The sequence below is a fragment of the Iodobacter sp. genome (assembly GCF_025352645.1).
GTDB lineage: Bacteria > Pseudomonadota > Gammaproteobacteria > Burkholderiales > Chitinibacteraceae > Iodobacter.
On record NZ_JANXSO010000035.1, the window covers coordinates 21,660 to 48,494 of the forward strand.

At 46.6% G+C, this 26,835-nt stretch carries 22 protein-coding genes; 21 read left to right on the forward strand and 1 reads right to left on the reverse strand.

Annotated elements, in window-relative coordinates; genetic code table 11:
* The first annotated feature begins 126 nt into the window (after positions 1 to 126).
* The 20 genes from Q0R17_RS04305 to Q0R17_RS04400 all read left to right on the forward strand — a co-directional run bounded on the left by Q0R17_RS04305 (position 127) and on the right by Q0R17_RS04400 (position 24,382).
* Positions 127 to 690 (forward strand): hypothetical protein, encoded by a 564-nt coding sequence (locus Q0R17_RS04305; RefSeq protein WP_293932435.1) that lies wholly within the window; start codon positions 127 to 129, stop codon positions 688 to 690.
* A gap of 248 nt (positions 691 to 938) precedes the next feature.
* A complete protein-coding gene (gene ligA / locus Q0R17_RS04310; protein WP_293932437.1) occupies positions 939 to 3,335 on the forward strand; it encodes an NAD-dependent DNA ligase LigA in 2,397 nt (798 codons plus the stop codon).
* Between the two features lie 88 nt (positions 3,336 to 3,423).
* Positions 3,424 to 4,473 carry a UTP--glucose-1-phosphate uridylyltransferase GalU gene (gene galU, locus Q0R17_RS04315; RefSeq protein WP_293932439.1) on the forward strand — a complete coding sequence of 350 codons (1,050 nt, stop codon included), beginning with the start codon at positions 3,424 to 3,426 and terminating at the stop codon, positions 4,471 to 4,473.
* 213 nt (positions 4,474 to 4,686) lie between these two features.
* Positions 4,687 to 5,472, forward strand: coding sequence for a glucose-1-phosphate cytidylyltransferase (gene rfbF, locus Q0R17_RS04320; RefSeq protein ID WP_293932441.1), 786 nt, complete (start codon positions 4,687 to 4,689; stop codon positions 5,470 to 5,472).
* 132 nt (positions 5,473 to 5,604) lie between these two features.
* On the forward strand, positions 5,605 to 6,678 hold the full coding sequence (rfbG, locus tag Q0R17_RS04325) for a CDP-glucose 4,6-dehydratase (protein ID WP_293932443.1): 1,074 nt from the start codon (positions 5,605 to 5,607) through the stop codon (positions 6,676 to 6,678).
* Positions 6,678 to 7,229: a dTDP-4-dehydrorhamnose 3,5-epimerase gene (gene rfbC / locus Q0R17_RS04330; RefSeq protein WP_293932445.1), complete on the forward strand. Its 552-nt coding sequence runs from the start codon at positions 6,678 to 6,680 to the stop codon at positions 7,227 to 7,229. Before rfbG ends, rfbC begins: the two co-directional genes overlap by 1 nt.
* Positions 7,226 to 8,449 carry a class I SAM-dependent methyltransferase gene (locus tag Q0R17_RS04335; RefSeq protein WP_293932447.1) on the forward strand — a complete coding sequence of 408 codons (1,224 nt, stop codon included), beginning with the start codon at positions 7,226 to 7,228 and terminating at the stop codon, positions 8,447 to 8,449. Before rfbC ends, Q0R17_RS04335 begins: the two co-directional genes overlap by 4 nt.
* Positions 8,446 to 9,555, forward strand: coding sequence for a DegT/DnrJ/EryC1/StrS aminotransferase family protein (locus Q0R17_RS04340; protein ID WP_293932449.1), 1,110 nt, complete (start codon positions 8,446 to 8,448; stop codon positions 9,553 to 9,555). Before Q0R17_RS04335 ends, Q0R17_RS04340 begins: the two co-directional genes overlap by 4 nt.
* Positions 9,552 to 10,208 (forward strand): hypothetical protein, encoded by a 657-nt coding sequence (locus Q0R17_RS04345; protein WP_293932451.1) that lies wholly within the window; start codon positions 9,552 to 9,554, stop codon positions 10,206 to 10,208. The genes Q0R17_RS04340 and Q0R17_RS04345 overlap by 4 nt, the downstream gene beginning before the upstream one ends.
* 29 nt (positions 10,209 to 10,237) lie before the next feature.
* Positions 10,238 to 11,056: a cephalosporin hydroxylase family protein gene (locus Q0R17_RS04350; protein ID WP_293932453.1), complete on the forward strand. Its 819-nt coding sequence runs from the start codon at positions 10,238 to 10,240 to the stop codon at positions 11,054 to 11,056.
* 90 nt (positions 11,057 to 11,146) lie between these two features.
* The gene (locus tag Q0R17_RS04355) at positions 11,147 to 15,673 is read left to right on the forward strand and encodes a TIGR00180 family glycosyltransferase (protein ID WP_293932454.1); all 4,527 of its coding nucleotides are present in this window, start codon (positions 11,147 to 11,149) and stop codon (positions 15,671 to 15,673) included.
* A gap of 184 nt (positions 15,674 to 15,857) precedes the next feature.
* Complete coding sequence (locus Q0R17_RS04360; protein ID WP_293932456.1) at positions 15,858 to 17,489, forward strand: flagellin; 1,632 nt, start codon at positions 15,858 to 15,860, stop codon at positions 17,487 to 17,489.
* Positions 17,490 to 17,564: 75 nt separating this feature from the next.
* Entirely contained in the window at positions 17,565 to 17,954 is a 390-nt protein-coding gene (locus Q0R17_RS04365) for a flagellar protein FlaG (protein WP_293932458.1), read from the forward strand.
* Positions 17,955 to 17,993: 39 nt separating this feature from the next.
* A complete protein-coding gene (gene fliD, locus Q0R17_RS04370) occupies positions 17,994 to 20,423 on the forward strand; it encodes a flagellar filament capping protein FliD (protein ID WP_293932460.1) in 2,430 nt (809 codons plus the stop codon).
* A gap of 142 nt (positions 20,424 to 20,565) precedes the next feature.
* Entirely contained in the window at positions 20,566 to 21,027 is a 462-nt protein-coding gene (gene fliS / locus Q0R17_RS04375) for a flagellar export chaperone FliS (RefSeq protein ID WP_293932462.1), read from the forward strand.
* Positions 21,014 to 21,334 (forward strand): hypothetical protein, encoded by a 321-nt coding sequence (locus tag Q0R17_RS04380; protein ID WP_293932464.1) that lies wholly within the window; start codon positions 21,014 to 21,016, stop codon positions 21,332 to 21,334. The genes fliS and Q0R17_RS04380 overlap by 14 nt, the downstream gene beginning before the upstream one ends.
* Positions 21,335 to 21,370: 36 nt before the next feature.
* On the forward strand, positions 21,371 to 21,766 hold the full coding sequence (locus Q0R17_RS04385) for a DUF2802 domain-containing protein (protein ID WP_293932466.1): 396 nt from the start codon (positions 21,371 to 21,373) through the stop codon (positions 21,764 to 21,766).
* A gap of 104 nt (positions 21,767 to 21,870) precedes the next feature.
* A complete protein-coding gene (locus Q0R17_RS04390; protein ID WP_293932468.1) occupies positions 21,871 to 22,920 on the forward strand; it encodes a flagellar hook-length control protein FliK in 1,050 nt (349 codons plus the stop codon).
* Positions 22,910 to 23,239 (forward strand): EscU/YscU/HrcU family type III secretion system export apparatus switch protein, encoded by a 330-nt coding sequence (locus Q0R17_RS04395; RefSeq protein ID WP_293932470.1) that lies wholly within the window; start codon positions 22,910 to 22,912, stop codon positions 23,237 to 23,239. The genes Q0R17_RS04390 and Q0R17_RS04395 overlap by 11 nt, the downstream gene beginning before the upstream one ends.
* A gap of 9 nt (positions 23,240 to 23,248) precedes the next feature.
* Positions 23,249 to 24,382, forward strand: a complete 1,134-nt coding sequence (locus tag Q0R17_RS04400) for an MFS transporter (RefSeq protein ID WP_293932472.1) — start codon at positions 23,249 to 23,251, stop codon at positions 24,380 to 24,382.
* Between the two features lie 57 nt (positions 24,383 to 24,439).
* Here the strand turns inward: Q0R17_RS04400 and Q0R17_RS04405 are convergent, their stop codons facing one another.
* Complete coding sequence (locus Q0R17_RS04405; protein WP_293932474.1) at positions 24,440 to 25,798, reverse strand: sodium-dependent transporter; 1,359 nt, start codon at positions 25,796 to 25,798, stop codon at positions 24,440 to 24,442.
* Positions 25,799 to 25,940: 142 nt separating this feature from the next.
* Between Q0R17_RS04405 and cysM the strand changes: the two genes are divergently transcribed.
* Entirely contained in the window at positions 25,941 to 26,819 is an 879-nt protein-coding gene (gene cysM, locus Q0R17_RS04410) for a cysteine synthase CysM (RefSeq protein WP_293932476.1), read from the forward strand.
* Positions 26,820 to 26,835 lie beyond the last annotated feature (16 nt).

Consider the following 26,835-nt stretch of genomic DNA (forward strand, 5'->3'; position numbering starts at 1 on the left):
GTGTTACTACAATGCCGCTGCTCGTCAGCGGCATTGCTACTTTTAGCTAGAAAGAGGCATCTTATGCTGTATTTTTTGTCTAGAGTGACGATATAGATTTATCGCTGTTACGCTGTGAGAAGGGTCATGAAACGCGCCCGATTAAGCTATGCGGCTCTCTGTTTGAGCTTGACTTCCTGTGCTGCCCTTCTGCCCGATTCAGAGCAAATTAGCCGTACTCCTTGGCCTGATTATCAAACGGCGGAGCAGGTGTTTAAAGGTGTTTCCTTGGAAACCACCAGTTTGCAGCAGTTGCATGCAATGGGGCTAGATCCAGCTAAAACGCCTAATATCATCGTACTGAGTTATGCCGATTTAATGCGTCGTCTCGCTTTAAGTGGCGCTGGCGAGCCGCGTTTATTAGCGCCTCAAATCCAAGCCTGTATTGCCGCCCAAACTTCGTGCTTTGCTTATGAAATTGAGCAGAAAAGCTCAGTCAGAAAGCGCTATGGAAATTTCTGGGCAGATTTTTTAAATTTTGAACGAAAGACAGTTATTTCTGGTTGGCATTTTGATGTCATCTTTATTATTCAAAATGAGCGCCTTGTTTATAAATTGTGGAGTGGTACACCAAGTATCGAGCAATTTGAACAAGAAAATACTCCGCTTGGGCCATTCCAAGGTATGGGAATCTCGATTTTGACTAAGTAATAAGCATGGGCCCAGCATTCTTTATACGTGTGTTGGGCTTCGCTATACTCAGCACCAAGTTATGCCTATTCAGTGGCTTATACATGGCTGCTTAGTGTGATGCAGGGCAATTGTTTACGCATAAAAAACGCAAAAGACATGAAATAAATAAGGGGATATTCCTGCCCGCAGGGGATGCTAAAATTTTGCGTGTTAATTCTTGTTATCCATCCTCCTTATTCCAACTTCCGCACAACCAATAGATAAATATGACTTCTTCCCTCATCGATCAAGCGCAATCCTTACGCTCGCAACTCCATCAATATGCCCATGAATACTATGTACTCGATGCCCCAACGGTGCCGGATGCTGAGTACGATCGCTTGTTCCGTGAGTTGCAAGCGTTGGAAATGGCGCACCCTGAGTTGGCATCCGCAGATTCGCCAACTCTGCGGGTAGGGGGCAAGCCTTTGCCGCAGTTTGTGCCGGTGATGCATAGTATTGCTATGCTGTCGATCCGCACCGAAACCGATGTTACGCCAGCGGGTGCGCTGGCTTTTGATGTCAGTGTGCGCAAAGAGCTGGATTTGCCAGCGAGTGCCGCCGCGCTTGAATACGCTGCCGAGCTCAAATTTGATGGCTTGGCGATTAGCCTGCGTTATGAGAGTGGGGTGCTGGTGCAGGCCGCTACACGGGGTGATGGGGCGACTGGGGAGGATGTGACGCAAAATATCCGCACCATCTTGCAGATCCCACTGCGTTTGCGTGCTGATGTAGCACCGCAGGTATTAGAAGTGCGTGGTGAAGTGTATATGCGGCGGGATGATTTTGATCGTTTGAATGAGCGTCAGCTGGCCGCTGGCGATAAAATCTTTGTCAATCCTAGAAACACCGCTGCAGGTGCGGTGCGCCAGCTGGATCCAGCGATTGCCGCTGCGCGTCCGCTGTCTTTCTTTGCCTATGGTTTGGGCGTGGTGGAGGGCTGGCCCATGCCGCAGACGCATTCCGCTATTTTGGATGCGCTGGCGCTATTGGGTTTCCCTGTATGTGCTGAGCGTGCCGTGGTGAATGGGGGTGCGGGATTGGCGCAGTTCCATGCCCACGTTGCACAGATTCGCGAAAGCCTGCCGTTTGATATCGATGGCGTGGTTTACAAAGTTAATGGTATGGCCTTGCAAAAAGAATTGGGCTTTAGAACTCGCGAGCCACGTTGGGCGGTGGCGCATAAATTCCCTGCGCAAGAAGCTTTAACTTTGGTTGAGGCGATTGATGTGCAGGTTGGCCGCACCGGTGCAATCACCCCCGTTGCCCGTTTGCAGCCGGTATTTGTGGGCGGTGTAACGGTGACCAATGCCACGCTGCATAACGAAGACGAAGCAAGACGTAAAGATGTGCGGGTCGGGGATACCGTTAGCGTTCGCCGTGCAGGTGATGTGATTCCAGAAGTCGTGAGTGTGGTGCTGGAGCGTCGCCCTATGAAAGACGTGCTGGGTGCGGATTTATTTTCACCCGCCCAAGCGCCGTTTTACCCCGCATTTAGCCTGCCGAAAGCTTGCCCGGTTTGTGGCTCGCACGTAGTGCGCGAAGAGGGTGAGGCGATCGCGCGTTGCTCCGGCGGATTAAGCTGCTCGGCGCAGCGTAAAGAGGCGATTCGCCACTTTGCAGGGCGGCGCATGATGGATATCGATGGCCTAGGCGAGCGTTATGTCGAAAGCTTGGTTGATCTGGATTATGTCAAATCGCTTGCCGATTTATATGCCCTAACGCTGGAAGATTTCCAGAGTATGAAGGCTGCCGCTGATGAAGCGGCGGGAGCTAGTGCAGAAAGTATTGCGCAGGGCCGCCTTGCTACTAAATGGGCAGAAAACCTACTGGAAGGCATTGCGGCAAGTAAGCAACCCTTATTGGCGCGCTTTTTGTTTGCGCTGGGCATCCGCCATGTGGGTGAGTCCACAGCCAAAACCTTGGCCGATTGGCTGGGGCACTTAGCGCTAATCCGCCACGCTCCCGTGCCATTATTGCGGGCCTTGCCCGATATTGGCGATACGGTAGCCATCGCTATTTATGACTTCTTTAGTGAGCCCAAAAACCAACAGGCTTTAGACGCTTTGCTTGCCGCAGGTATTGCACCAAGGGATGAGCACGCACCAAGTGGGCAATTAAGAGACAAGCTGCAACCCGCCAGTCTGTACGCGCATTTAGGTGTGCCTAAATTATCGATCGTACGCAGCCAGCAATTGGCCGAAAGAGTCAATAGTTTGGCGGCCTTAGCCGAGGCCGATTGGTTGACGCTGACCTTCTTGCCTAGCGATGTGGCCAAAGCCCTGCTGGCATGGTTGGACGCAGAAGGGCAGCGGCAGTCCTTAAAAGAATTGGCAGCATGGTGTACTGATTTAGAAGGGCAGTTGCCAGAGCTAACTGCCGCGAATGAGGGTGTGTTTAAAGATAAAACACTGGTACTCACAGGGACGCTGCTTACTTTATCCCGCGATCAAGCCAAGGATTTGATCGAAGCGGCAGGGGGCAAGGTATCAGGCAGCGTGTCTAAAAAAACGCATTTCGTGGTGGCGGGTAGTGATCCGGGGAGCAAGCTGACTAAAGCGGTGGATTTAGGTGTGTCTATTTTGGATGAGGGCGCACTGCTGAAAATGCTAGCTGGGGCTTAAGGTATAGGGTAAGTGTTTATCCTGTTAAACATTTGTGAATCTTGCAATGAGGGTTGACGTGAGTGTTTATTTATATAAACATTGCAGTATGCGAAAGTCTGAAGCAATCCAACTGTTTGGCACCCAAACTCGTCTAGCCGATGCGTTAGGACTTGGGCGCTCTGCCGTTTCCCAGTGGCCAGATGAATTGGCACAGCGCCAAGCGGATCAAGTGCTGGGGGCGGCATTAAGGCTCGGTTTACTCTCTACTTCATATCAGGATTCCCAAATGCAAAAAGTACGTAAGGCCGTCTTCCCCGTTGCCGGTATGGGCACTCGTTTTTTGCCAGCCACCAAAGCTAGCCCAAAAGAAATGATGCCGGTGGTCGATAAGCCGCTGATCCAGTACGCGGTAGAGGAAGCGTTGGCGGCAGGTATTACCGAAATGATCTTTATTACTGGCCGTAATAAACGCAGCATTGAAGATCACTTTGATAAAGCCTATGAGTTAGAAGCCGAGCTAGAAGCCAAAAACAAACAAGCTCTACTGGAAATCTTGCGCGGTATTATTCCAAAATCAGTCAGCTGCATTTATATCCGCCAGCCAGAAGCCCTAGGCCTAGGCCACGCCGTGCTCTGCGCTAAGCCTGTTGTTGGAGACGAGCCATTTGCTGTGATTTTGGCAGATGACTTAATCGATGGCGGTGCCACCAGCGAAATGAAACGCATGGTCGATGTATTTAGTGATACCCATTGCTCTATTTTGGGCGTTGAGCAAGTGCCACAGCAAGACACCGGCTCGTACGGCATTGTTGAAGTGAATGATGGTAACGGTAAATTGAAAATCACCAATATCGTTGAAAAACCAAAGCCAGAAGAAGCCCCCTCTAATTTGGCCGTGGTGGGGCGCTATATTTTAACCCCGCGTATTTTCCACCACCTGCAACATGTGCAACCAGGTAAGGGGGGTGAAATCCAGCTTACTGATGGCATTTTCGCCCTGATGCAAGAGCAGCATATCTTGGCGCATAAAATAATCGGTACACGCTACGATTGTGGTTCTAAGCTGGGCTACCTGAAGGCCACAATGGCCTATGGTATGAAGCATGGTGAAGTTGGTGAAGAGTTTTCGGCTTACGTGAAGAGCTTAAAAGCTTAAGTGCTATTTCAATAAGCTTGCAAAAAAGGCGACACCTCTGGTGTCGCCTTTTTTTTTGCTCTATGATGCTTAGTAAGCTGATCTAGATAAATATATGCTATTTCAGTATTTAATTCTGGCTTTGCACATATTGTTTTTTGCGGGTTTAGTCGGTTTTTTTATAAGGTTTGTAAATTTAAAAACGAATTTTATAAATATCTTAAGGAATCAAACATGAAAGTAGTCATTTTAGCCGGTGGTTTAGGCACTCGTTTAGGTGAAGAAACTGACGTGCATCCTAAGCCTATGGTTGAAATTGGCGGGCGGCCTATTTTATGGCACATCATGAAAATGTATTCGCATTATGGTTATAACGAGTTTGTTATTTTGCTGGGATATAAAGGAAATTTAATTAAAGAGTTTTTTGCTAATTATTTTCTTTATCAGGGTGATGTAACTATTGATTTAAGTAATAACCAGATTGAAGTACACCGCAATCAGTCAGAGCCATGGAAAGTCACTTTATTAGAGACCGGCTTAAAAAGCCAAACCGGCGGGCGTATTCTGCGAGCCAGAGATTACTTGGGTGATGAAGATTTTATGCTGACCTATGGCGACGGTGTTTCAGATGTGGATATTGCAGCCTTATTGGCGCAGCACCAGCAGCATGATGGCTTAGTGACAATGACGACTGTTCAGCCTGAGGCCCGCTTTGGTATGGTCGATCCTGATTCAGCTGGGTTTATCCGCGAATTTAAAGAAAAACCGATTTCTGATCAGGCTTGGATTAATGGCGGCTTTATGGTGTGCCGCTCAGGCGTGTTTGATTATATTAAAGAGGGAGATCTGACCATATTTGAGCGTCTTCCTCTCGAAGAGCTGGCCAGTGATGGCAAACTACTTGCCTATAGGCATACAGGTTTCTGGAAATGCATGGATACCTTGCGGGATAAAATCCAACTTAATCAGCTTTGGGACCAAGGCAAAGCGCCATGGAAGCAATGGGATGAATTGGGCTAGATAGTTTCGGTTTGCCTGTCGGTATGCGGCTATTAGGAAATGCATGGATATCTTGTGGGATAAAATTGAACTTAATCAGCTTGGGGACCAGGGCAAAGTGCCATGGAAGCAATGGAATGAATTGGGCTAAAAATGTTTGCTGATTGTTATCGCGATAAAAAAGTATTTATTACTGGGCATACTGGCTTTAAAGGCAGCTGGTTAAGTCTGTGGTTAAGCCAATTATCCGCTAAGGTCTATGGCTATGCTCTGGCTCCTTTAGAGGGCGAGCGTTCGCATTACGCTCAGCTTGCGTTGCCTATTGAATCTACCATGGCGGATATTCGTGATTTTGCAAGGCTAAGTGCTGCTTTGCAGGAAGCAAGCCCAGAGATTGTCTTTCACTTGGCCGCCCAACCTTTGGTGCTAGAAAGCTACCGCGATCCACTGAATACTTGGAACACCAATGTGATGGGAACGGTTAATCTGCTGGAAGCCTGCCGCCACGTACCTTCAGTCAAGGCCGTGGTGGTGATTACCACGGATAAGTGTTACCAAAATCAGGAATGGCCTTGGGGCTACCGCGAGGTAGATGCGCTGGGTGGGCATGATCCTTATAGCGCCTCTAAAGCTGCGGCTGAGCTTGTGGCAGCATCTTATCGCGCCAGTTTTTCTAGCGCACATCGGCCTCAGCCCCTTCTTATTGCTACGGCAAGAGCGGGTAATGTTATTGGTGGGGGTGATTGGGCGCAAGATAGACTCGTGCCCGATGCGGTACGCGCCGTGCAGGCTGCAAAGCCCGTTGAAATTCGTAACCCTAGGGCCGTTCGCCCTTGGCAGCATGTGTTGGAGCCTTTGTCGGCCTATTTATTGATTGGTCAGCGCCTCTTGGCTGGGGATGTTCTCGCGGCTAAGGCTTGGAATGTGGGGCCTAGCGAGCGTGATGTCGCCTCTGTTGCGGCTGTATTAGATGGTATGGCAGAGCACTGGCCAGCGCTACAGTGGCAGGCGACGGATGCATCTGCGCACGAAACGCAGGCGCTGCGGTTGGATTCATCCCTTATTGCAGCAGAATTAGGCTGGCATCCCGTCTGGCCACTATCCCGTGCTTTGTTTGAAACCGTAGCTTGGTACCAGCGCGCAGATTCGGCACATTTACATACTTTGCCTCAGCTAAATGCTTATCTACACGATGCAATAGATGCCAAATTAGGCTGGGCTTGCTGATGCAAGTGCAGCGGTCAGCGATGGCAGGCGTGGCTGTGCTAGAAACAGATCGGCACGGCGATGCACGGGGGAGCTTTGCACGCTGGTTTTGTGAGAATGAGCTGGCCGATGTGTTGAGCGGTTCGGTTATCCGGCAAATCAATCACTCGCATAGTGCGCAGATGGGTACGGTAAGAGGGCTACATTTTCAACACTCACCCTATGCTGAAAAGAAAATTGTGCGCTGTCTAGTGGGGCGGGTGTTTGATGTGGTGGTGGATTTACGTGCGGGCTCGGCTACTTTTTTGCAGTGGCAGGCGGTTGAATTATCTGCAGATAATAATAAAGCCTTACTTATTCCTGAAGGCTGCGCCCATGGTTTTCAGACCTTAACGGACGATGTACAGCTACTCTATTTACACACGGCCCCGTATACGCCGGAAGCAGAATCGGCCGTTGCCTATAATGATCCTTGCATCAATATTGCTTGGCCTTTAGCTGTGAGCGTGGTATCGGACCGAGACAAGCAGCATGCCCATTTGCCAGTCGATTTCCCTGGAATTACTTTATGAAATGTCGTCACTGCGCATCCCCCTTGCATTTGGATTTTATAGATCTGGGCTTTGCTCCTCCTTCAAACGCCTATCTTGGTTTAGAGGATTTATCTCGATCTGAGCTTTATTACCCGCTTCGGGTCAAAGTATGTGAAAGCTGCTGGCTAGTGCAAACCGAAGACTTTGCCCAGCGCGATGCTTTTTTTAACGCGGATTACGCCTACTTTTCATCGGTTTCCTCTTCTTGGCTTGCGCATGCACAGCATTACGTTGCGATGATCGCTGCCCGTTTGGGGCTGACCAGTGCTTCTATGGTGTGGGAAGTGGCGGCTAATGATGGCTATCTGCTGCAGTATGTTGCAAAGCGAGGGATTCCTTGTCTAGGAATTGAGCCAACGCATGGCACGGCTGAAGCGGCAAGGGCGAAGGGCTTGACGGTTGAAGAGGTGTTTTTTGGCCAGCAAAGTGCCGCAGCGCTGCGCACTTCCTACGGCTTGGCCGATTTAATTGTGGCAAATAATGTGTTTGCCCATGTGCCCGATATTAATGATTTTGTTGCTGGCCTCGCCACTGGCTTGGCTCAGGGCGGAACCATTACGCTAGAGTTCCCTCATTTATTAGCGCTGATTACCCACTCGCAGTTCGATACCATCTACCACGAGCATTACTCCTATCTTTCCTTACTGGCCGTGCAGCGTATTCTGGCAGCGGCAGGCTTGCGAATTTATGATGTTGAGCGCTTAAGTACACATGGCGGCAGCTTACGCGTTTATGCCTGCCATCAGCAGGCTAAGCAAGCTAGCTCGGCAGCGGTTTTAAATCTGATTGATGAAGAAATAAGCGCAGGCTTAAATCAGGCTCATGTTTATCGTCAGTTTCAGCAGCAGGCTATTACAGTGCGTTTAGCGCTCACCGCTTTTTTGCTGGAACAACACCGTGCGGGTAAACGTGTGCTGGCGTATGGCGCGGCAGCGAAGGGCAATACTTTGCTCAATTACGCAGGAATCGATGCGGTGCTGTTGCCCATGGTGGCGGATGCCGCGCCTTCTAAGCAGGGCAAATATCTACCGGGTAGCCATATCCCAATTCTCACGCCTACCGAACTCATTGAGGCTCGCCCAGATTATGTCCTGATTTTGCCGTGGAATTTAAAAGCCGAAGTGATGCAAGAGCTGGCGGTGATCGCAGAGTGGGGTGGGCAGTTTGTTACGGCGGTGCCGAGCTTGGAGATCTTATGAGTGAGCGAATTTTATACACTAAGCCTTCAATTACAGCGCTTGAGGTGGCCTATGCCTCAGATGCGGCTGCTAATGGCTGGGGTGAGCATTGCTATGATTATATTCATCGTTTTGAGACGGGTTTTGCTAAGTACTTAGATGTGCCTTATGCCATTGCAACCTCAAGTTGCACTGGGGCCATGCATATGGGGCTTGCTGCCTTAGGTATTGGTGCTGGTGATGAAGTGATTTTGGCGGATACCAACTGGGTCGCTACCGTTGCCCCGATTGTCCATTTGGGCGCTAGTCCTGTGTTTGTAGATATTCTGCCAAATAGCTGGTGCATTGATCCAGAAGCCGTAGTAGCTGCGATTACGCCGCGTACCCGCGCCATCGTGGCCACGCATATTTACGGTAATTTATGTGATATGACGGTATTGGCTGCAATCGCAAAGCGCCATCAACTGATTCTTATTGAAGATGCGGCGGAGGCCATTGGATCTGTATATAAAGACCGACGCGCTGGCTCCCTGGCTCATTTTGGGGTGTTTTCTTTTCATGGCACTAAAACCATCACGACGGGTGAAGGGGGGATGTTTGTTACTGCAGATGCAGGGCTGTATGAACGAGTACTGACCCTCAGTAACCATGGGCGCAAGCGTGGGGAAACCAAGCAATTTTGGCCAGAAAAAATTGGTTTTAAATATAAAATGTCTAATGTGCAGGCTGCAATGGGCTGCGCTCAATTAGAGCGGGTCGATGAGCTGGTGGCGCGTAAGCGAGAAATATTTATCGCTTATCGTGATGCATTGCAATCCATTCTCGGTGTTGCACTCAACCCAGAAGCTACAGATTGTACAAATGGCTTCTGGATGCCAACGGTGGTGTTTGATCAAACCACAGGTATAAATCGTGAGCAGCTTATTGCTGCTTTTAGCCATGCAAATATTGATGCTCGTGTCTTTTTTGATCCCTTATCGAGTACCCCCGCATTTCAAGCCGTATTAACAAATGTAAACAGTTACTCAATTCCATTTAGAGCCATAAATTTGCCTAGTTATCATGATATGACCACCTCTCAAATTAAAAGAGTGATTGATTGTGTAATAGGTCTTTGCTCCGCATGAGCCAGAAAAAAATTTTATTGCTAGGGGCCAATAACCCAGAAGTGGCACGCATTATCTCTTGTATGGATCAAGATAAGAGAAGCCAGTTTGCTGGGTATATAGATAATGCACCCCAGAAAAAAGGGCAATTATTTTATGGACTGCCGGTTTTAGGTGGGTTTGAAATACTTCCCCAGCTTGATCCTACTGAATATAAATTTGTAAATCTTATTACACGGGATTGTATAACCCGCCACCAAACAACATTAAGTATGAGTCGCTTTGGCTTTGAAATGACAAACTTTATTCATCCGGGGCTAGATACCGGCATGGTTACTTTAGGGGAGGGTTTGTATTTACAGGGGGCGGCTATTCTTCAGGCAGAAGTTGTGCTTGCGAATAATGTGAGCATTTCTGCGGGTGCAATTGTCGGGCATGAAACACATATTGGCGAGTCTTCTTTCTTAGCTCCTGGGGTAACCGTATCTGGGTGCGTAAATATTGCTTGTGGGGTTTTTATTGGTTCCGGTGCATCTATTGTGCCTAGGGTGAGTATCGGTGATTGGTCCATTATTGGAGCAGGATCCGTTATCACTAGGGATGTGTCTGCAGGTGCGGTAATGGTAGGAAATCCTGCAAGAATTTTGAGAATGCAGGATATACCTGAATTTTGAATATAGGTTTAAATGGCTGGAGATGTGAAATGAATAATGATTTACATAAAGAATTTGCGCAGGAGCGCGCCTGCGATATTCAAAGACAAGGGAGTGACTCTCTTGCTTGTGCAATCGGGCTCGAGTTTCTGGTAAAAACGGCTCCGTATAAATACACCTATAATTTCAAATCTCTGGGGCGGCCTATTATTCAATTTCCGCAGGATATGATTGCCATACAAGAATTAATATGGGAGCTTAAACCTGATTTGATTATTGAAACGGGCATTGCGCATGGTGGGTCACTCATTATGAGTGCGTCTATGTTAGCAATGCTGGACTATTGTGATGCCGTAGAGCAAGGAAAAATGCTTGATCCACGTGCCGTGGGGCGTAAAGTGGTGGGCGTTGATATTGATATCCGCCAGCATAATCGTGAGGCAATAGAGGCTCATCCTCTTGCGCATAAAATTGAGATGATACAAGGGTCGTCTGTTGACCCGCTGATTGTAGAGAAAATTAAAAATATAGCATCTTCGTATTCTAAAGTTTTAGTCTGCCTAGATTCAAATCATACTCATGAGCATGTTCTTGAGGAACTAAAAGCATATGCCCCAATGGTGTCGCCTAACAGCTATTGCGTTGTTTTTGATACCGTGATTGAAAATATGCCACAGGATGCTTTCCCTGATCGGCCATGGGGTATTGGAAATAACCCTAAGACAGCCGTGCATGCGTATTTAAAAGTGCTAGAAAGCCAAAAAATATATGGGCTGAATGGTTCGGTATTGAAGTATGAAATTGATAAAAATATAGAAAATAAACTATTGATCACTGTTGCTCCTGATGGTTATCTGAAAAGAATTTAATTCTTTTCGTATGAATGAAGTGCCTTCATGGATGCATATTTTTTATTGCCTATGCGGGGGTGTGTTACTAATTTAAAGCAGATAAATTTCATGACAAAGTATACTAAAGAACTGACTCTTATTTTATTGACCCACAATAGAAAAAAATTTTTAGAGCGGTCGATTGAGTATTATTCAAAATTTCCATTTAAGCTGCTGATTTTAGATTCTTCTGTTGAATCGAATGAAAAGTTGCTGGATAAATATAAAAACTTTGACATAGAATATTGCCACTATCAGCACCATGCCTATGGTGATGTCATCCGAAAAATAAAATACGGGGTTAGCCTAGTGGCGACCCCGTATACGCTTTTTCTTGCAGATGATGATTTTACCCTGCTGGATGGTGTGCTGGAAAGTATGGAGTTTTTGGTACACAACACTGATTATTCTATGTGCCACGGATACTCAATGATGTATTTGGCTGATGCTAAAGATATCCATTATTTTCAGTATGCAAAAAAAATAAATGGTGACTACGCTGGTGCAAGAAGTAAGCGAATTATTGATTTTATGGCTGAATATCATCCTCCGTTTTATGCCGTTCAGAAAACTAATGTGCTCAGCAGCTGGTTTGAACAAATTGCTGATGATGTTCTTTTGGAGTTTAATGAGTTTGGGCATGCCTTTCATTTGCTGAATATGGGTCAAGCGCATGTTTTACATATTCCATTTTTAGTAAGAGAACTCAATTATCCTTATTCGGAGCATTTGACAGATTTAAAGTCTGCAATGGAGCTGTCCAGCTACCATCCTGAAAAAAGAAAAGAATTTTATACTCAACTCGAATGTTTACTGATTAATGAAGATTCTCTGTGCAGTGTGGCTGAAGCCCGTCAGCTCATTGAGCATTCAGTAACCGCGCTGGTAGATTGTTTGGGGGCGCAAACATCGTTGCAACTGGCTGAGCTTTTCTTTTCAACTGCCGAATCTATACCGCAAAAACCAGATTGGACTTTCTTGGCTAAGCAGCCAATCACTGAATTACCATTTTATAGTGCTGATTTTTTTAATAAATTGGCTGAAATTGATACGCTGGTTAGGGTTATGCCCTGCGGTAAGTTGCAGCTTGAAAATTTGAGCAAACTACCCACCCAAGAAAATGACCCTTATGTGCGTTTAAGAATAGAGCAGGGGTATTTTGCTGATGAGCTTGCACTGATTGCTCCGCGTGTTGCGGTGGTCTTGCATCTTTTCTATCTTGAGCAGTGGGTGGATATTCAGCCTTTATTAAAAAATATTCCTTATGAATTTGATTTGTTTGTATCCACCGTTGCAGAAAATTATCCTGCAGCTAAGGATTTGCTTGCTCAAGATTTTCCTAAGGCGGCCCTCAGTATTACGGAAAACCGTGGCCGAGATATTGGGCCCTTGTTTAGTCTTTTGCAGCAAAGCAATTTAGCGTCTTATGATTTTGTTTGTAAATTGCATACTAAAAAATCGCCGCATTTAGATCCTGAGCTGGTACAAAAATGGCGTGAAGAGTTGTTGATTTCATTGCTGCCTTCCAAAGAAGGCGTGCAGGCTATTTTTGATTTATTTAATAGCCGCCCAGAGGTGGGTATTGTGACGGGGGCGGGCGTGCTGGTGCATGCGCACTACACTCCCGGCGGCAATATTGGTTTGCTGCGTGAATTAGCCGCACGGCTGGGGTTTAATTTAGATGAAACGGCTTATGAGTTTCCTGGCGGCTCAATGTTTTGGTGCCGTGGGCGGGTGTTTAATTCATTTAATGCACTGAATATTTCCACTAATGATTTTGAGCCAGAAGCGGGGCAAACTAATGGTACGCTGGCGCATGCGATTGAGCGTTTGTTTCCGTTAATTGCTTATCATCAGGGCTTGTTAACGGTGGATGCAGGTTATCAGGGCCATGTGCCTAATCCACGTTTTCCTAATAGCAGCGAAGAGTATTTGCACTGGCTAAGTAAGCAAGAACTAAGTATTCCGGAGGCCAAGTTATTTGATCTGCACGCACAAACTGTGACTTTGCCTAAGGTTAAAATTTGTATTGTTGATCGTTTTGCCAATAAAAGCGGTTTAATTGCTTCAATTAATAGCGTTTCACGCCAATTTTATGCCAATGTAGAATTGCTGGTGTGCTCAAGCGCGGCCAATCCCATGCCAGAATCGGGGATTGAATGGATTCAAGTTGAAGATGGGTTTTATTCTGCCGTGCTGGCGGCTTTAGCCCCGCAGCAGGGGGAATGGCTTGGGCTGATGGAGGCAGGGGATCAGCTCACTATGAGCGGTTTATTACTGGCTATGCACCAGCTGGCTGATCACCCTGATTGGCAAGCGGTTTATTTTGATGATGATGTGATGAATGCCGATGGCCGCCCAGCCTGCCCGCGCTTTAAGCCTGATTTTGATATCAATTTATTACGCAGCATTCCTTATGCCGATGGCTTTTTATTGCTCAGAGTCAATGCGGCTTCGGCGGATATATACCATCAGCTTGAAGGCTGGGGTGGCGAGCAGCTCACGCTGTTATTGCATTGCTATGAGCAATATGGGGCAAAATCGATTGGCCATATTCCTGAAGTATTAACGCATTTGCAGATTAATGATTCCAGAACTTTATCCGATCCTCGTCGTTATAAAGATTTCTCTCAATTAATCAAAATGCATTTGCAGCGCTCAGGGATTGACGCTGAAGTATTGCCTAATGGCCGAGTAGAAGGCGCAGTGCGGGTGAAATATACGCTGCCAGAGCGCCCACTTGTGAGTATTATTATTCCGACTAAAAATCAGCTGCCTATGCTGCAACGCTGTATTGAATCTATTTTGGAGAAAACCCGCTATCCGAATTATGAAATTATTATCATTGATAATAATAGTGATGATCCGCTAGTACAGCCTTATTTAGAGCAGCTTGAATTATTGCTCAGTGATCGTTTACGGGTATTTTCTTACCCGCATGCTTTTAATTTTTCTGCCATTAATAATGCCGCTGTCGGCCAGGCTAATGGTGAGTATCTGCTGTTATTAAATAATGATACCGCCATGATTCAGGATAGCTGGCTGGATGAGCTATTGCATCATGCCATGCGGCCAGAAGTAGGAATTGTGGGCGCTAAGCTGTTGTATCCAAATGGCCTAGTGCAGCATGCAGGCGTTGTGCTCGGCTTGCGTGGGCCAGCTGATCACCCGTTTATTGGCGCTTCGCTGGAGGAATCTGGCTATATGCACCGGCTGCAGCTAGATCAGCAGTATTCGGTGGTGACGGCAGCCTGCATGATGATCCGAAAATCTGTGTATGAGCAGGCTGGGGGGATGGATGAGCAGGACTTCAAGGTTTCTTATAACGACGTTGATTTATGCCTAAAGGTGAGGGAGCTGGGCTATTCAACGGTCTGGACGCCATATTCAGTGGTGATGCATGAGGGGAGCGTGAGTCAAACGCAAATTAACCCTGATAAGGCCGCGGCTAAGCAATTGCGCTTTGAAGGTGAGCAGCTAGCGATGTACCGAAAATGGCGGCCAGAGATAGGCAATGACCCTGCATATAATAAGAACTTAACCCTGAGCGGTAATGGTTTTGAATTAGAGCACCGCTCGCTCTTGTCTTGGCGGCCATTAAGCTGGAAGCCTTTACCTGTGGTGCTTTGCCATCCGGCTGATCAGACTGGCTGCGGGCAATATCGTATTTTGCAGCCTTTTGCCGCGATGCAAGAAGAGCAAAAAATTTCTGGGGCGATTGCTTTTGAGCTGTTCCCGGCGTTTGAGCTGGCAAAGTTTTCCCCTGATGTGATGGTTTTTCAGCGGCAGATTTCGGCCCAACAAATTGATTTTTTGCGCCTATCCAAAGCCTGCTCGCCTTCCTTTAAGGTTTATGAGTTGGATGATTATTTGCCCAATATCCCACTTAAAAGCGCCCATCGCTCGCATATGCCTAAAGACGTGGTGAAGTCTTTACGCAAGGCGCTAACCTTTGTTGACCGTTTTACGGTGTCAACTGATGAGCTGGCGAGCGCCTATCAGGGCATGCATTCGGTCATGCATGTCGTAAACAATTACTTGCCTGTGCCACTTTGGGGGGATTTGCACTCAGCAAGAAATCAGGGCAAAAAGCCACGCGTAGGCTGGGCGGGAGGTGCCAGCCACACGGGTGATTTAGAGTTGATAGAGAGCGTGGTTAAAGCGCTTGCTGATGAAGTTGAATGGGTGTTTTTTGGGATGTGCCCAGATAAGCTGCGCCCCTTTGTGCATGAGTTTCATGCAGGTGTGCCGATTGGCCTTTATCCGGCAAAGCTAGCTAGCTTAAATCTTGATTTGGCTTTAGCGCCTTTAGAGCAAAATATTTTCAATCAGTGCAAAAGTAATTTGCGTCTTTTAGAGTATGGCATATGCGGTTTTCCAGTGATTTGTACGGATATTGCGCCGTATCGAGGTAGCTTGCCGGTTACGCGGGTAAAAAATAAGCACAAAGAGTGGGTCGATGCCATTCGAGATCATTTAGCTGACCTAGATGCCAGCGCCCGCCTAGGGCGTGATTTAAAAGCGGCCATATTAAAAGACTGGATGCTGGATGGAGGCAATCTAGATAAATGGCGTGCAGCTTGGTTGCCTAATTAATGGTATGAGGTTTGTTTTTGCGTGGTGGCAACAAACCTCATTGGCTTTGCTTGTTGTTAGTGATTGAAAAAAGATTACAAATAGTCCTCAAGTTTATCGGTGCTCTTCCGATAAAGCATACAAGGGCTTACTTATATGCCTGAAACACTAAGCACCGATTCCAGGACAAGCAAGGGGAAGTACCATGTCTCAAGTCATTAACACCAACGTACCATCACTCAATGCGCAGCGAAATTTAAGTACCTCGCAAATGAGCTTAACCAATTCTCTGCAACGCTTGTCCTCGGGTCTGCGTATTAATAGTGCCAAGGACGATGCAGCGGGTCTGGCAATTTCAGAGCGTTTCACTTCCCAGATCCGTGGTATGGATCAAGCCAAGCGCAATGCCAACGATGGTGTGTCGCTTGCGCAAACGGGTGAAGGCGCTTTGGGTCAGATGGGCGATATTTTACAACGTGTACGTGAGCTGGCTGTTCAGTCTGCCAATGCCACCAACACTTCAAATGACCGCTTGGCGATCAACTCTGAAGTAACACAGTTAGTGTCAGAGCTAGACCGTTTTGCAACATCTACCGATTTTAACGGTCAAAAATTATTTGATGGTAGCTTTACTGCAGCTACATATCAGGTGGGTGCAAATACTAACCAAACGATTACGGCTAATACTGCAAACCTGCGTACCAACCAGTACGGCACTTACCAGATGGGTGTGGGTAATGGTACTGGCAATTATGCAACAACCAACTCTGTTTCTGGCTCTACATCTGTAACAGCGGGTGCTACGGGTACGGTTAATGTGGATGGTGCTGCGGTAACTTCTTCTGGCTCATTCAGTATTAACGGCACTAATATTTCTGTTTCTGGTACAGATATGGCAAAAGATATTGCCAATAAAATTAATGCCGCCGGAACAGGTGTAACCGCCACTGCACGTACTGAAGTCAACTTAGGTTTGGCCTCTGGTACATACAGCTTAACTGCCGCTTCAAAAAGCAGCACATTTGAATCCGTATCATTTAACGTGAATGACTTGGATAACAACGGCAAAATTGAAGCCGATGAGTATTCGCAAGCGATTCAGGCGTTTAATGCCAAGTCTTCTAAGACAGGGATTACCGCTGAGCTAGCGACTTTCCAAGATTCTTCTAAAACCACTCAATATGCATTGAAGCTAACTGCTGCGGATGGCTCAAATATTGCACTGAGTAATGATCCAAGCAACGTCAGCGGGTTTGGTGGTGGCGTAACTAAGTGGGATATGGATGTAACCAATTCCAGTGGTGCTATTCAGTATAGATCCAGTGGTCAGGCTGGTGCATTGTCTACCTCTGCGGCTGGATCGGGCGTGGTGACATTCGGTGGTCAGATCGTACTGAACTCTACTAACTCATACTCTGTAACAACCAGCGGTGCTAGTTTTGCTTCAGGTGTGTTGGCGGTAGGTGGAACTTCTACCACAACAGCTTTAACCAGCGGTGCAGCTTATGCATCCACCCTGAAAACAGTTGAAAAGTTAGATATCTCAACGGTTGAAGGTTCTAACCAAGCTTTACGTGTGGTTGATGACGCTTTGTCGACAGTAAATGACCAACGTGCTAAGTTTGGTGCGCTGCAAAGCCGCTTCACTGCTACGATTAATAATCTGGCCACAACGTCAGAGAATATGAGCGCAGCGCGTAGTCGGATTAGAGATGCAGATTTCGCAAGTGAAACTGCTGCGCTGACCCGAGCTCAAGTCTTGCAACAAGCAGGTACAGCGATGTTAGGCCAAGCGAATGCCCTACCAAACCAAGTGCTAAGTTTGCTGCGCGGTTAAGTTTAAGCTAGGCTTAAATGAGTCAAGGCCCCGGCAAACTCGCGTTGCTGGGGCGTTTCTACAGGAAGGTGTATCATGGATATTCAATCAACATCGCAGCTTGTACCCGCTGTTGCGGCAAAAAGTGTTAGTGAACGCTTTCATGATGTGCCTCCGCCTTCTAGTGAGCAGGTAAAGGTAGCCAGTGCAGAGCCGGTTAAAGTGAGTCCTGATGCGGTACAGGCACTTAAACCCGCAGCGGACGCTAAAGAAGTGAAGCAGGCTGTAGAGAAGTTAAATCAAGCGGTTCAAGGTTTTTCTGATAGCTTGCAGTTCTCTGTTGAAGAAGAAACTAAGCTACCTATTGTCAAATTAATTGATACCAAAACAAAAGAAGTGATTCGACAATTCCCAAGCGAAGAAGCCATTTCTATTGCAAAGGCAATTGATCGATTTCAGGGGCTTTTAATTAAAGATCGTGTCTAGTTTGGCCGATATATTGAATACATAAATAGGGAGGCTATCATGGCTGGAATTTCTTCTTTAGGCTCAGGTTCAGGGATGGATTTATCGGGCTTGATTGATAAGCTAATGACTGCTGAAAAAGCGCCATTAAAAGATTTACTGCTTAAAGAAGCATCCTACCAAGCTAAAATATCTGCCTATGGCTCTGTAAAAAGTGCTTTGTCTGCGTTTCAAACGTCACTAAAAAACCTCTCCAGTGTACAAACGTTCAGAAGTACAACGGCTACGTTGGCTGATTCATCGATTGCAACCGTTACATCGAATAGCCTTGCTCAGCCTGGCTCGTATAGTCTAGAAGTTTCACAGTTAGCTCAAAATCAAAAACTCACATCAAATGCCTTTAGCAGTATTAATACGGGCTTGGGTACGGGTACGCTTACAATTCAACTAGGCACGGTTGATAAGCATGATACGGATGCTACAAGCGATGACACTTTTACTGCCAATGCAAAAAAACCTTCGTTTTCTATCGACATTACTTCCAAAAACAATACCTTAGCAGGGGTGCGTGATGCAATTAATCTCGCTAATCAAGGTGTAAGTGCCAGTATTTTAAATGATGGTACCGGCAGTCGCTTAGTTTTAACCAGTAAAGATTCTGGTGCTGAGAACTCAATAAAAGTATCGGTCATTGATGCCGATGGCAATAGCACGGACACTGCAGGGTTGTCTGTATTGGCTTACGATCCGGCAGGAGCGCGTAATTTAATTGAAACTCAGGCAGCGAAAGACGCTAAATTTAAAATTGATGGTATTAATGTTAGCAAGCCTACTAATTCAGTAACGGATGCTATTCAAGGTTTAACCATTAATTTAACTAAAGTTTCTTCACCAACTAGTACCGGTGCAACCACGCTTGCGCCGACCACGATTACGATTGGTTCAGATTTATCTGGGCTTAAAGATTCTATTAAAGGTTTTATTAAATCTTATAATGAATTGAACAAAACGCTCAAAGACGTTTCAAGTTATACACCTGGTAATGCAACGACCTCTGCTAAAGCTGCACCGCTCAATGGTGATTCAGCTATTCGTTCTATTCAAAATCAAATGCGCGCAGTAGTAAATGAAATGCAGGGTGAAGGGAGCTATTTTAAATCACTGAGTGATATTGGTGTTTCATTTAGTGGCTATCAAACTGATGCTAAAGGCACAATTATTGGTGGAGCGACACCTAAGGGTGATTTATCACTTAATGAGGCAAAATTACAGGTGGCTATTGCAAGCCACCCTGGGGATGTTGCCAATTTATTTACGGTCAATGGTATTTCCAGTAGCAATCAAGTTACCTTTTTGGCTGGATCTTTGGCAACTCAATCGGGTAAATATGCGGTTGAGGTGACTACCCCTGCTAGCCAAGCAAAATATAGCGGCTCTGCGCTTTCGTTTCTTAAAGTTGATGCAACAAATAATACTAAGAATGTCACTTTAGGTGGAGTCAGTGCCAGTATTGCCATTGATAATAATGATTACACAACAGAAAGTTTGGCTGCCCAAATTAAATCTAAAATTGAAGCTGATTTAACTTTGTTTACCTCTGGCACAGATACTATTAAAGTTGAATTCAATAAATTGAATAAAAACTTTGATATTAGCCGTGAAAGAACAATTGCTGGCTCGCCTGCAACGATTCAAAAAGACTCAATGGCTTTAAGTGTTGCTTCTGCTCCTAAGCCTATTACCATTGATGAAAATAATAAAACATTATTGGTTTCCGTCGATGGTGTGAATAGTCAAATTATTACGCTGGGTAAAGGTAGCTATGCCACGATGGCGGATTTGGCGGCAGAAATGCAGTCAAAAATTAATAGTGATACTTCCTTGGTTAAAGCAGGCAAAACTGTAGGCGTCGCTTTTAATGAAGCAACTAGTCAGTTTGATTTATCCTCCGGCCTATATGGGAAAGATTCAAAAATTAAAATTACAGGAGTGGGTAACTCAACCACGAGCACTTCTGCGGCAACTTTAGGTCTAGTCATTGGTGGATATTCTGATACGTCTTCTGGCCCAACCGTTGGTTATACCTATACCGCAGGAGCGGATGTGGAGGGCTTGATTGGCGGTGAAAAAGCCAAGGGGTCTGGGCAAGCTTTAACAGGTACAGGGGCCAGTGAAGGTTTAAGTTTAATTGTGACGGCGAGCACAAAAGGAGATTATGGCTCGGTTTCCTTTAACCGTGGCGTGGCTTTTGCCCTAGATAAATTACTTGATAGCATGGTTAAAGATCGAACGGGGCTGGTGGCGAAGCAAACAGAAGGGGTTACCAATAGCATTGCTCAACTAGGCGAAAAACGAGTTCGGATGAATCGCCAATATGATGCCACTGAGGCTCTTTATCGTAAGCAATTTACGGCGATGGATATTGCTATTGCTACTATGAGAAATACAAGTAGTAATTTAACGGCACAGCTTGCAAGTTTGCCAAAATAAGTGCTTTATTTTTATGAGTATAAAGTGTAGTTCTTAATTTAAATTTACACTTTGTTTTTTATTAAGTTGGCTGCTTAGTTTATTAAATAAGGCTTGTTACAATGGGCCGGTATTTCTCGAATTACTTTAGAGAGTTATTGTTATGAGTGCGGTTAAAAAAGCAATTTCTGCTTATGGGCAAACCAGCCTCGACATGGTTGTAGAATCAGCCAGTCCCCATCAACTTATTGTGCTTTTATTTGAAGGTGCGATTAAAGCCATTCAATTGGGTAAGATTTACATGCAACAGGGCCTGATTGCACAAAAAGGTGCGGCAATTTCAAAGGCTATTGCAATTATAGAAGATGGTTTGCGGCTGGCTTTAGATAAAGAAAATGGCGGTGAGTTGGCTGAAAATTTAGACTCTCTGTATGACTATATTAGTTTTGAATTATTGCAGGCTAATATTAATAACACGCCTGAACGATTGGATGAAATGTTGAATTTGTTAGGCCAATTAAAAGACGCATGGTTATCTATTGGGTTTAGCAAAGTTGAGAACGAAACGCCCGCTGTAGTGCGTGATGAACAAGAGCGGAGTAACTTAAGTTATGGGCGTATCTAAGTATTTTTCCGTCTATTCCAATTTAAAGGCATGCACCACTCAAATGTTACTCACAGCCAAGGCTGAAGACTGGGATAATATGTTGGTGCATGCTCAATTATTTGCAGAATTAAGCTCGAATTTGCCTATGATTGAATGGGGCGCGTTAACAAGCTTAGAGCAGCAACAACTCGCTGCAATTTTGCAAGTATGTAACAGCGAAGTGCAAGAGATAGAGCAAATGGCAGTCAATCAGCGCGGTGAGCTGGCGACGCTTCTGCAAAATATGCATAACACTGGAAAACTACAGCGCGCGTATGACGTCTAATAATAGCCTGCCCGCCCCGGCAGGGGAGATCGTCTTATGAATGGCATCGTCATTACTTGGGTACAGCTACTTTATATCAGCCTGATTTTGATTTTATTTTATGTGGCTGAATTGCTTTTATTTATGCGTAAAGCATCCATGCATCGCGGGGTAGGCCAAGACCCTCAAGAGATGGATAAGCTGCGTAATGAAATTGCTCAGCTTCGATTTGAGATGGATGCTCTCAAACTGCGCTTGGCTGCCTCTCAAACCCAGTGGACCAGTTCTTCTACTGAATTGGTTATGGAAGGCGATCAAGAAAGTCCCTATAGCCATGCTATTCGCTTGGCAAAGCTTGGAGCAGATTCAAATAGCGTGGCGCATCAGTGTGGTATTTCACGTGGGGAAGCTGATTTAATCGTTGCGCTTTATCGCTCTAGTACGCAGAGATAAGCATGCATTCCGGCTTTGCACCAATCCAGCGCCCTTGCTGGCATATTCAATCACAAGAGGCGAGGTGCACTTTGCGCGCCTCTTGCCTTGTTTAAAAGATCATTATGCTTCCCGGCTCTAGCCCGATCAGCTTAGTTCAGCACTACCTCAAAGCACAGGAGGGGGTGGTTGAGGTTACGCGCATCGCACCAGACGATGTGCGCTATACCGTGGGCGAGCGGGTGCAGGCAACGGTCACTGGGCTACTGCCAAACGGGCGCTATGCCGTGCTCATTAAAGATCAGCTGCTTGATCTTAATTTACCTAGAAATACCGAGCCTGGTGAAAAGCTAGATCTTACCGTGGTAACGGGCAATCCTAAGCTAACCTTTACTTTGACTGGCGCTGGCGCGCAGCCAGCTTTGCCACAAGAAATGGCCTTAAGCCAAGGGGCTCGCTTTTTGGCTTCCTTGCTTGGCAAAGGTGAGGCTAAGCCCGAAGTAGCTCAATTGAGTTCTGCTGCAGCATTGTTTGATGGTGCTCCTGATACAGAAAAATTGGCCGCTAAGCTCTCGCAAGGGCTGGCCGATAGTGGTTTATTTTATGAATCACATCAGGCTGAGTGGGTAAATGGTGAACGGCCATTGCAATCACTATTAAGAGAACCGCAAGCAGGCTTAGCTAAGCCTGCAGCGAATGGCACAGAAGCTAAAACAGAGAACACGGATAAAACAAACAGTACGCTTCTGGCTAAAGACACACAGCTAGCTGAGAAAGCGGCACAAGCACCAGATGCCGCTTTACGTAGTTTGGTGCAGCAGCAGCTGGATGTGCTCGAGCAGCGCCCCGTTGTTTGGACAGGGCAAGCGTGGCCTGGTCAGCCATTGCGCTGGGAAGTCGAAAGCGAAAACGAGCGCCAAGCGGGTAGAGGGCAAGATGAAGAGCAGCGTAGTTGGCAAACACGGCTAAACCTTCAGCTTCCCGCACTGGGTGGCTTAAATATTGTGGCGGTTCTGCATAACGGTGAATTTGCTTTGCGCTTTGAGGCGTCGGCCCAAACGGCAGAAAAAATTCGTGCAGAAACTAAGAATCTGCAAAACCGCTTTGAGGCCGCTGGTTTAACTTTGGCGTCCAGCTTGGTGGTGGTTAATGCTGAGTCTGTGAATGTCACGTAAGCATCCTGATAGCCGTCGCCAGCAAGCTGTTGCGCTGGCTTACCAGCAAGGTAGTAATTCCCCCCGTGTCGTTGCAAAAGGCCAAGGCTTGCTGGCTGAGCGGATTATTGAACGCGCCCAAGAAGCGGGCGTGTTTGTGCATGAATCGCCTGAGTTGGTGGCGATGCTGATGCAAGTGGATCTAGATCAACATATTCCCCCGCAACTTTATCGAGCTATCGCCGAATTGCTGGCCTTCGTTTATCATTTGGAACGCGGAGAAACAGCGACTGCGCCTGTTTTTGATTTACCGCCCCTAGTCGACGATCAGCCCGAGTAATCCCATCCCATGCTTCGCCATCACTTAAAAACTGCGACTTATGCTGTTGCAGCGCTCTTCTTTGCCCTTGGTTTTAATTATGGTAGCTGGGCTTCGCGCTTACCTGCTATCAAATCACAACTCCATTTAGATGCTGCACAAGTCGGCTTTTTGCTCTTGGCCGCAGGTTTAGGTGCGGTGTTTTCTTTTCCTGTTACCACTTATGTTTTGCAACGCTTTGGCTCCAAAAAAGTGTGTCTAGGCGCAGGACTGGCCTTGCCTTTGGTGCTGCCCGCGCTGGCTTTTGCGCCAAGTTATAGTTTTGCCTTGGTGATTATGGCTTTTGAGGGGGTAGCGCATAGCTGCCTAAATGTAGCCATGAATGCACAGGGCGTGGCAGTGGAGCTAGAAAACGGCAAGCCGATTATGTCTAGATTACATGCCGTATTTAGCTTGGGCGGCTTAGCTGCGGCTTTGTTTGCTTCTTTGCTAAGCAGTATTTCACCCGATTTATCCTTACATTTATGTGTTGTTGCCGTGTTGATTTGGGCAACGGTGTTGTGGGCTTCATCGAGGCTCTTGGCAGATCGGACTCAGCAGTCTATGGCCCGTGGCAAGCGCTTTGCTTTGCCAACGGGTATGGCGGTGTTGCTGGGTTTAACGGCCTTATTTGGTACGATCGTAGAAGGATCGATGGTTGATTGGACTGCACTTTATTTACGTAATGATTTACAAGCAGAACAATGGCTAGCTCCTTTGGGCTTGGCGAGTTTTTCTGGAGCCATGCTATTGGCGCGTTGGTTTGGGGATGGTTGGCGTACTCGTTGGGGTAGTCGCAAGCTTTTATTGGTGGGCAGTACCGTTGCTGGATCAGGATTGTTATTAGGCTTGGCCATGGGCGGCATTGTTCCGGCCTTGCTTGCCTTTGCCTTGGTGGGTTTGGGGGTGGCGGCGGTATCACCGTGTGTGTATATGGCTGCGGCAAGGCAGGGGGCAGTGGCTTTAGCTGCGGTTACAACGATGGGCTCGATAGGCGCTTTAATGGGCCCGCCTTTAATTGGCTTTATCGCGCAGATGAGTAATCTGGGTTGGGGGCTGGCTTTTGTGGCGCTGGGGGCTTTGATGATTGCGGTATTAGCCAGAAAAATAAGCTGGCCCACTTAATGTGCAGTTAGATGGATAATACTGACGGGTAGAGCACCCGTCAGTGCCTGCCGTGGCTTAAATTAAACCAAAACCGTTTAAAAGAATAATGCCGATTAAGAGCGGTGCAATATAGCGCAGTAAAATAAACAGCACTTTAATCAGCGCTTGATTGTTTAATGTACCACCATTGGATAGTGCTTCTTTAAGTTTGGGTAAGCCATAAGACCAGCCTGCAAAGATACAAATTAAAATACCACCGACAGGCATTAAAATATTTGAGCTGATATAGTCAAATAAATCAAATGTGTTTAAGCCAAATAGTTTCCAATTTGCAGTTAACGATTGGGATAATGCAGCGGGTAGGCCAAAGAGGGCAATCGTTAATAGGCTGATGACCGTGGCTTTTTTACGGCTCCAGTTGCAACGTTCAATCAGCATGGCAACAGGCACTTCCATGATAGAAAGAATGGCCCCTGTTGCTGCAATCGCCGTCAGAATAAAGAATAAGGCCATAAAAATACTACCGCCTGGCATGCTATGAAAGACGGCTGGAATAGTAATAAAAACCAGCGATGGGCCTGTAGCAGGTTCAAAGCCAAAAGCAAATACTGCTGGAAAAATAGCGATCCCCGCGAGTAAAGATACGGTTAAATCAGCAAACATCACGCGGGTGGCGGTGAGCGGTATATTTTGCTCAGCACGGAAATAGCTGCCGTAAGTGAGCATGGTCCCCATGCCTATGGATAGCTTAAAAAATGCCAGCCCGACTGCCGTTAAAATAACGCCTGCATTAATCTTGCTAAAATCAGGCGTGAATAAAAATTCAAGGCCACGCATTGCGCCGGGTAAAGTCAGGCTGCGGATACATAGTGCAATCAGTAATAAAAACAGCACCGGCATGAGCTTTTTGCTAACGGCCTCAATGCCTTTGGAAACGCCGCACATAATAATTGCACCGGTAAAGCCAAGTACAATCCATTGCCAGATAAGGGCAGACCGTGGATTGGCCACTAGCTCGCCAAATACAGCTTTGGTATGGGCCGGATCAATTGAGCTTAGCTGCCCAGATAGGGCTTTAAAAATATAGGCAAAGACCCAAGCTGCTACTTCAGTGTAAAAGGCCAGAATTAAAACGGCAGCCGCAATCCCCATAAAGCCAATAAGCTTCCAGAAGCCTTGCCCTTTGGGGGCTAATTTCTCAAAGGTGGTAATGGCATTAGCGCGAGACGCTCGCCCCAGCATGATTTCAGTCACCATAACCGGTAAGCCAACTAATAGTGTGGCTATGATATACACCAATAAAAAACTGGCCCCACCATTCGTACCCGTGAGATAAGGAAACTTCCAAATATTGCCAAGGCCAACGGCAGAGCCCAAGGTGGCAACGAGCACACCAAAGGTTGAGGTGAAGCCGTCGCGGGATGTGTTACTCATTATGTGTTTCCTGTTTTAAAAACAATTTACGGTAAAACCTTATTAATAATGGCGATTCATTTGCCAGCGTGTGGCTGCATATTGGCAAGTGTGCTTGCATGGCGTGGCAGGTATAATCAAAACAAGAAGAATGGAGCCTTGCATGTTTAAGTATTTAGAAGATTTCGTCGGACATACACCCTTAGTGCGTTTGAAACGGATGCCTGGTGACACCAGTAATATTATTTTAGTAAAGCTCGAAGGCAATAACCCAGCCGGATCAGTTAAAGACCGGCCCGCATTATCCATGATTCGGCACGCAGCGGCTCGCGGAGATATCCAAATGGGTGATACTTTAATTGAAGCTACCTCAGGAAATACCGGTATTGCCCTTGCAATGGCCGCAGCGGTCATGGGTTATCGCATGATTTTGATCATGCCTAAAAGCGCTAGCATTGAGCGTGTGCAAAGCATGAAAGCGTACGGTGCGGAAGTAATTTTGGAAGAAAGCATGGAAAGCGCCCGTGATTTGGCGCAAATAATGGTAAAAAAAGGCCAAGGCCTTGTGTTAGATCAGTTTGCCAACGCAGATAATCCGCTTGCTCACTACCAAAGCACTGGGCCGGAAATCTGGCAGGATACAGAGGGCCGTATCACTCATTTTGTTTCCAGCATGGGTACTACCGGTACCATTATGGGCACTGGGCGTTATTTAAAAGAACAAAATCCAGCCGTGCAAATTGTGGGTGTTCAGCCTTGCGATGGCGCGCAAATACCTGGCATTCGTAAATGGCCCGTGGATTATGTGCCTGCTATCTGTGATTTTTCTAAGTTAGATCGGATGATGGAAGTTAATCAGGCGCTGGCAGAAGAAACCACGCGCCGGCTTGCCCGTGAAGAGGGCATTTTTGCTGGGATTTCATCCGGCGGTGCGCTGGCGGCGGCTCTGCAATTATCACAACAAGTAGAAAACGCAGTGATTGTTTCCATTGTTTGTGATCGCGGAGACCGTTATCTTTCGACCGGTGTGTTTCCGGCGTAACTATTGTTAGATGTAT

Excerpts from the sequence above, each read along its gene's own strand:
- galU (WP_293932439.1), top strand. The coding sequence starts at position 3,424 with ATGCGAAAGTCTGAAGCAATCCAACTGTTTGGCACCCAAACTCGTCTA.
- Q0R17_RS04345 (WP_293932451.1), top strand. The coding sequence starts at position 9,552 with ATGAGCCAGAAAAAAATTTTATTGCTAGGGGCCAATAACCCAGAAGTG.
- Q0R17_RS04380 (WP_293932464.1), top strand. The coding sequence starts at position 21,014 with ATGGGCGTATCTAAGTATTTTTCCGTCTATTCCAATTTAAAGGCATGC.
- ligA (WP_293932437.1), top strand. The coding sequence starts at position 939 with ATGACTTCTTCCCTCATCGATCAAGCGCAATCCTTACGCTCGCAACTC.
- Q0R17_RS04305 (WP_293932435.1), top strand. The coding sequence starts at position 127 with ATGAAACGCGCCCGATTAAGCTATGCGGCTCTCTGTTTGAGCTTGACT.
- rfbF (WP_293932441.1), top strand. The coding sequence starts at position 4,687 with ATGAAAGTAGTCATTTTAGCCGGTGGTTTAGGCACTCGTTTAGGTGAA.
- Q0R17_RS04355 (WP_293932454.1), top strand. The coding sequence starts at position 11,147 with ATGACAAAGTATACTAAAGAACTGACTCTTATTTTATTGACCCACAAT.
- Q0R17_RS04365 (WP_293932458.1), top strand. The coding sequence starts at position 17,565 with ATGGATATTCAATCAACATCGCAGCTTGTACCCGCTGTTGCGGCAAAA.
- Q0R17_RS04335 (WP_293932447.1), top strand. The coding sequence starts at position 7,226 with ATGAAATGTCGTCACTGCGCATCCCCCTTGCATTTGGATTTTATAGAT.
- Q0R17_RS04360 (WP_293932456.1), top strand. The coding sequence starts at position 15,858 with ATGTCTCAAGTCATTAACACCAACGTACCATCACTCAATGCGCAGCGA.
- Q0R17_RS04400 (WP_293932472.1), top strand. The coding sequence starts at position 23,249 with ATGCTTCGCCATCACTTAAAAACTGCGACTTATGCTGTTGCAGCGCTC.
- rfbC (WP_293932445.1), top strand. The coding sequence starts at position 6,678 with ATGCAAGTGCAGCGGTCAGCGATGGCAGGCGTGGCTGTGCTAGAAACA.
- Q0R17_RS04390 (WP_293932468.1), top strand. The coding sequence starts at position 21,871 with ATGCTTCCCGGCTCTAGCCCGATCAGCTTAGTTCAGCACTACCTCAAA.
- Q0R17_RS04405 (WP_293932474.1), bottom strand. The coding sequence starts at position 25,798 with ATGAGTAACACATCCCGCGACGGCTTCACCTCAACCTTTGGTGTGCTC.
- cysM (WP_293932476.1), top strand. The coding sequence starts at position 25,941 with ATGTTTAAGTATTTAGAAGATTTCGTCGGACATACACCCTTAGTGCGT.
- Q0R17_RS04395 (WP_293932470.1), top strand. The coding sequence starts at position 22,910 with ATGTCACGTAAGCATCCTGATAGCCGTCGCCAGCAAGCTGTTGCGCTG.
- fliS (WP_293932462.1), top strand. The coding sequence starts at position 20,566 with ATGAGTGCGGTTAAAAAAGCAATTTCTGCTTATGGGCAAACCAGCCTC.
- rfbG (WP_293932443.1), top strand. The coding sequence starts at position 5,605 with ATGTTTGCTGATTGTTATCGCGATAAAAAAGTATTTATTACTGGGCAT.
- Q0R17_RS04340 (WP_293932449.1), top strand. The coding sequence starts at position 8,446 with ATGAGTGAGCGAATTTTATACACTAAGCCTTCAATTACAGCGCTTGAG.
- Q0R17_RS04350 (WP_293932453.1), top strand. The coding sequence starts at position 10,238 with ATGAATAATGATTTACATAAAGAATTTGCGCAGGAGCGCGCCTGCGAT.
- fliD (WP_293932460.1), top strand. The coding sequence starts at position 17,994 with ATGGCTGGAATTTCTTCTTTAGGCTCAGGTTCAGGGATGGATTTATCG.
- Q0R17_RS04385 (WP_293932466.1), top strand. The coding sequence starts at position 21,371 with ATGAATGGCATCGTCATTACTTGGGTACAGCTACTTTATATCAGCCTG.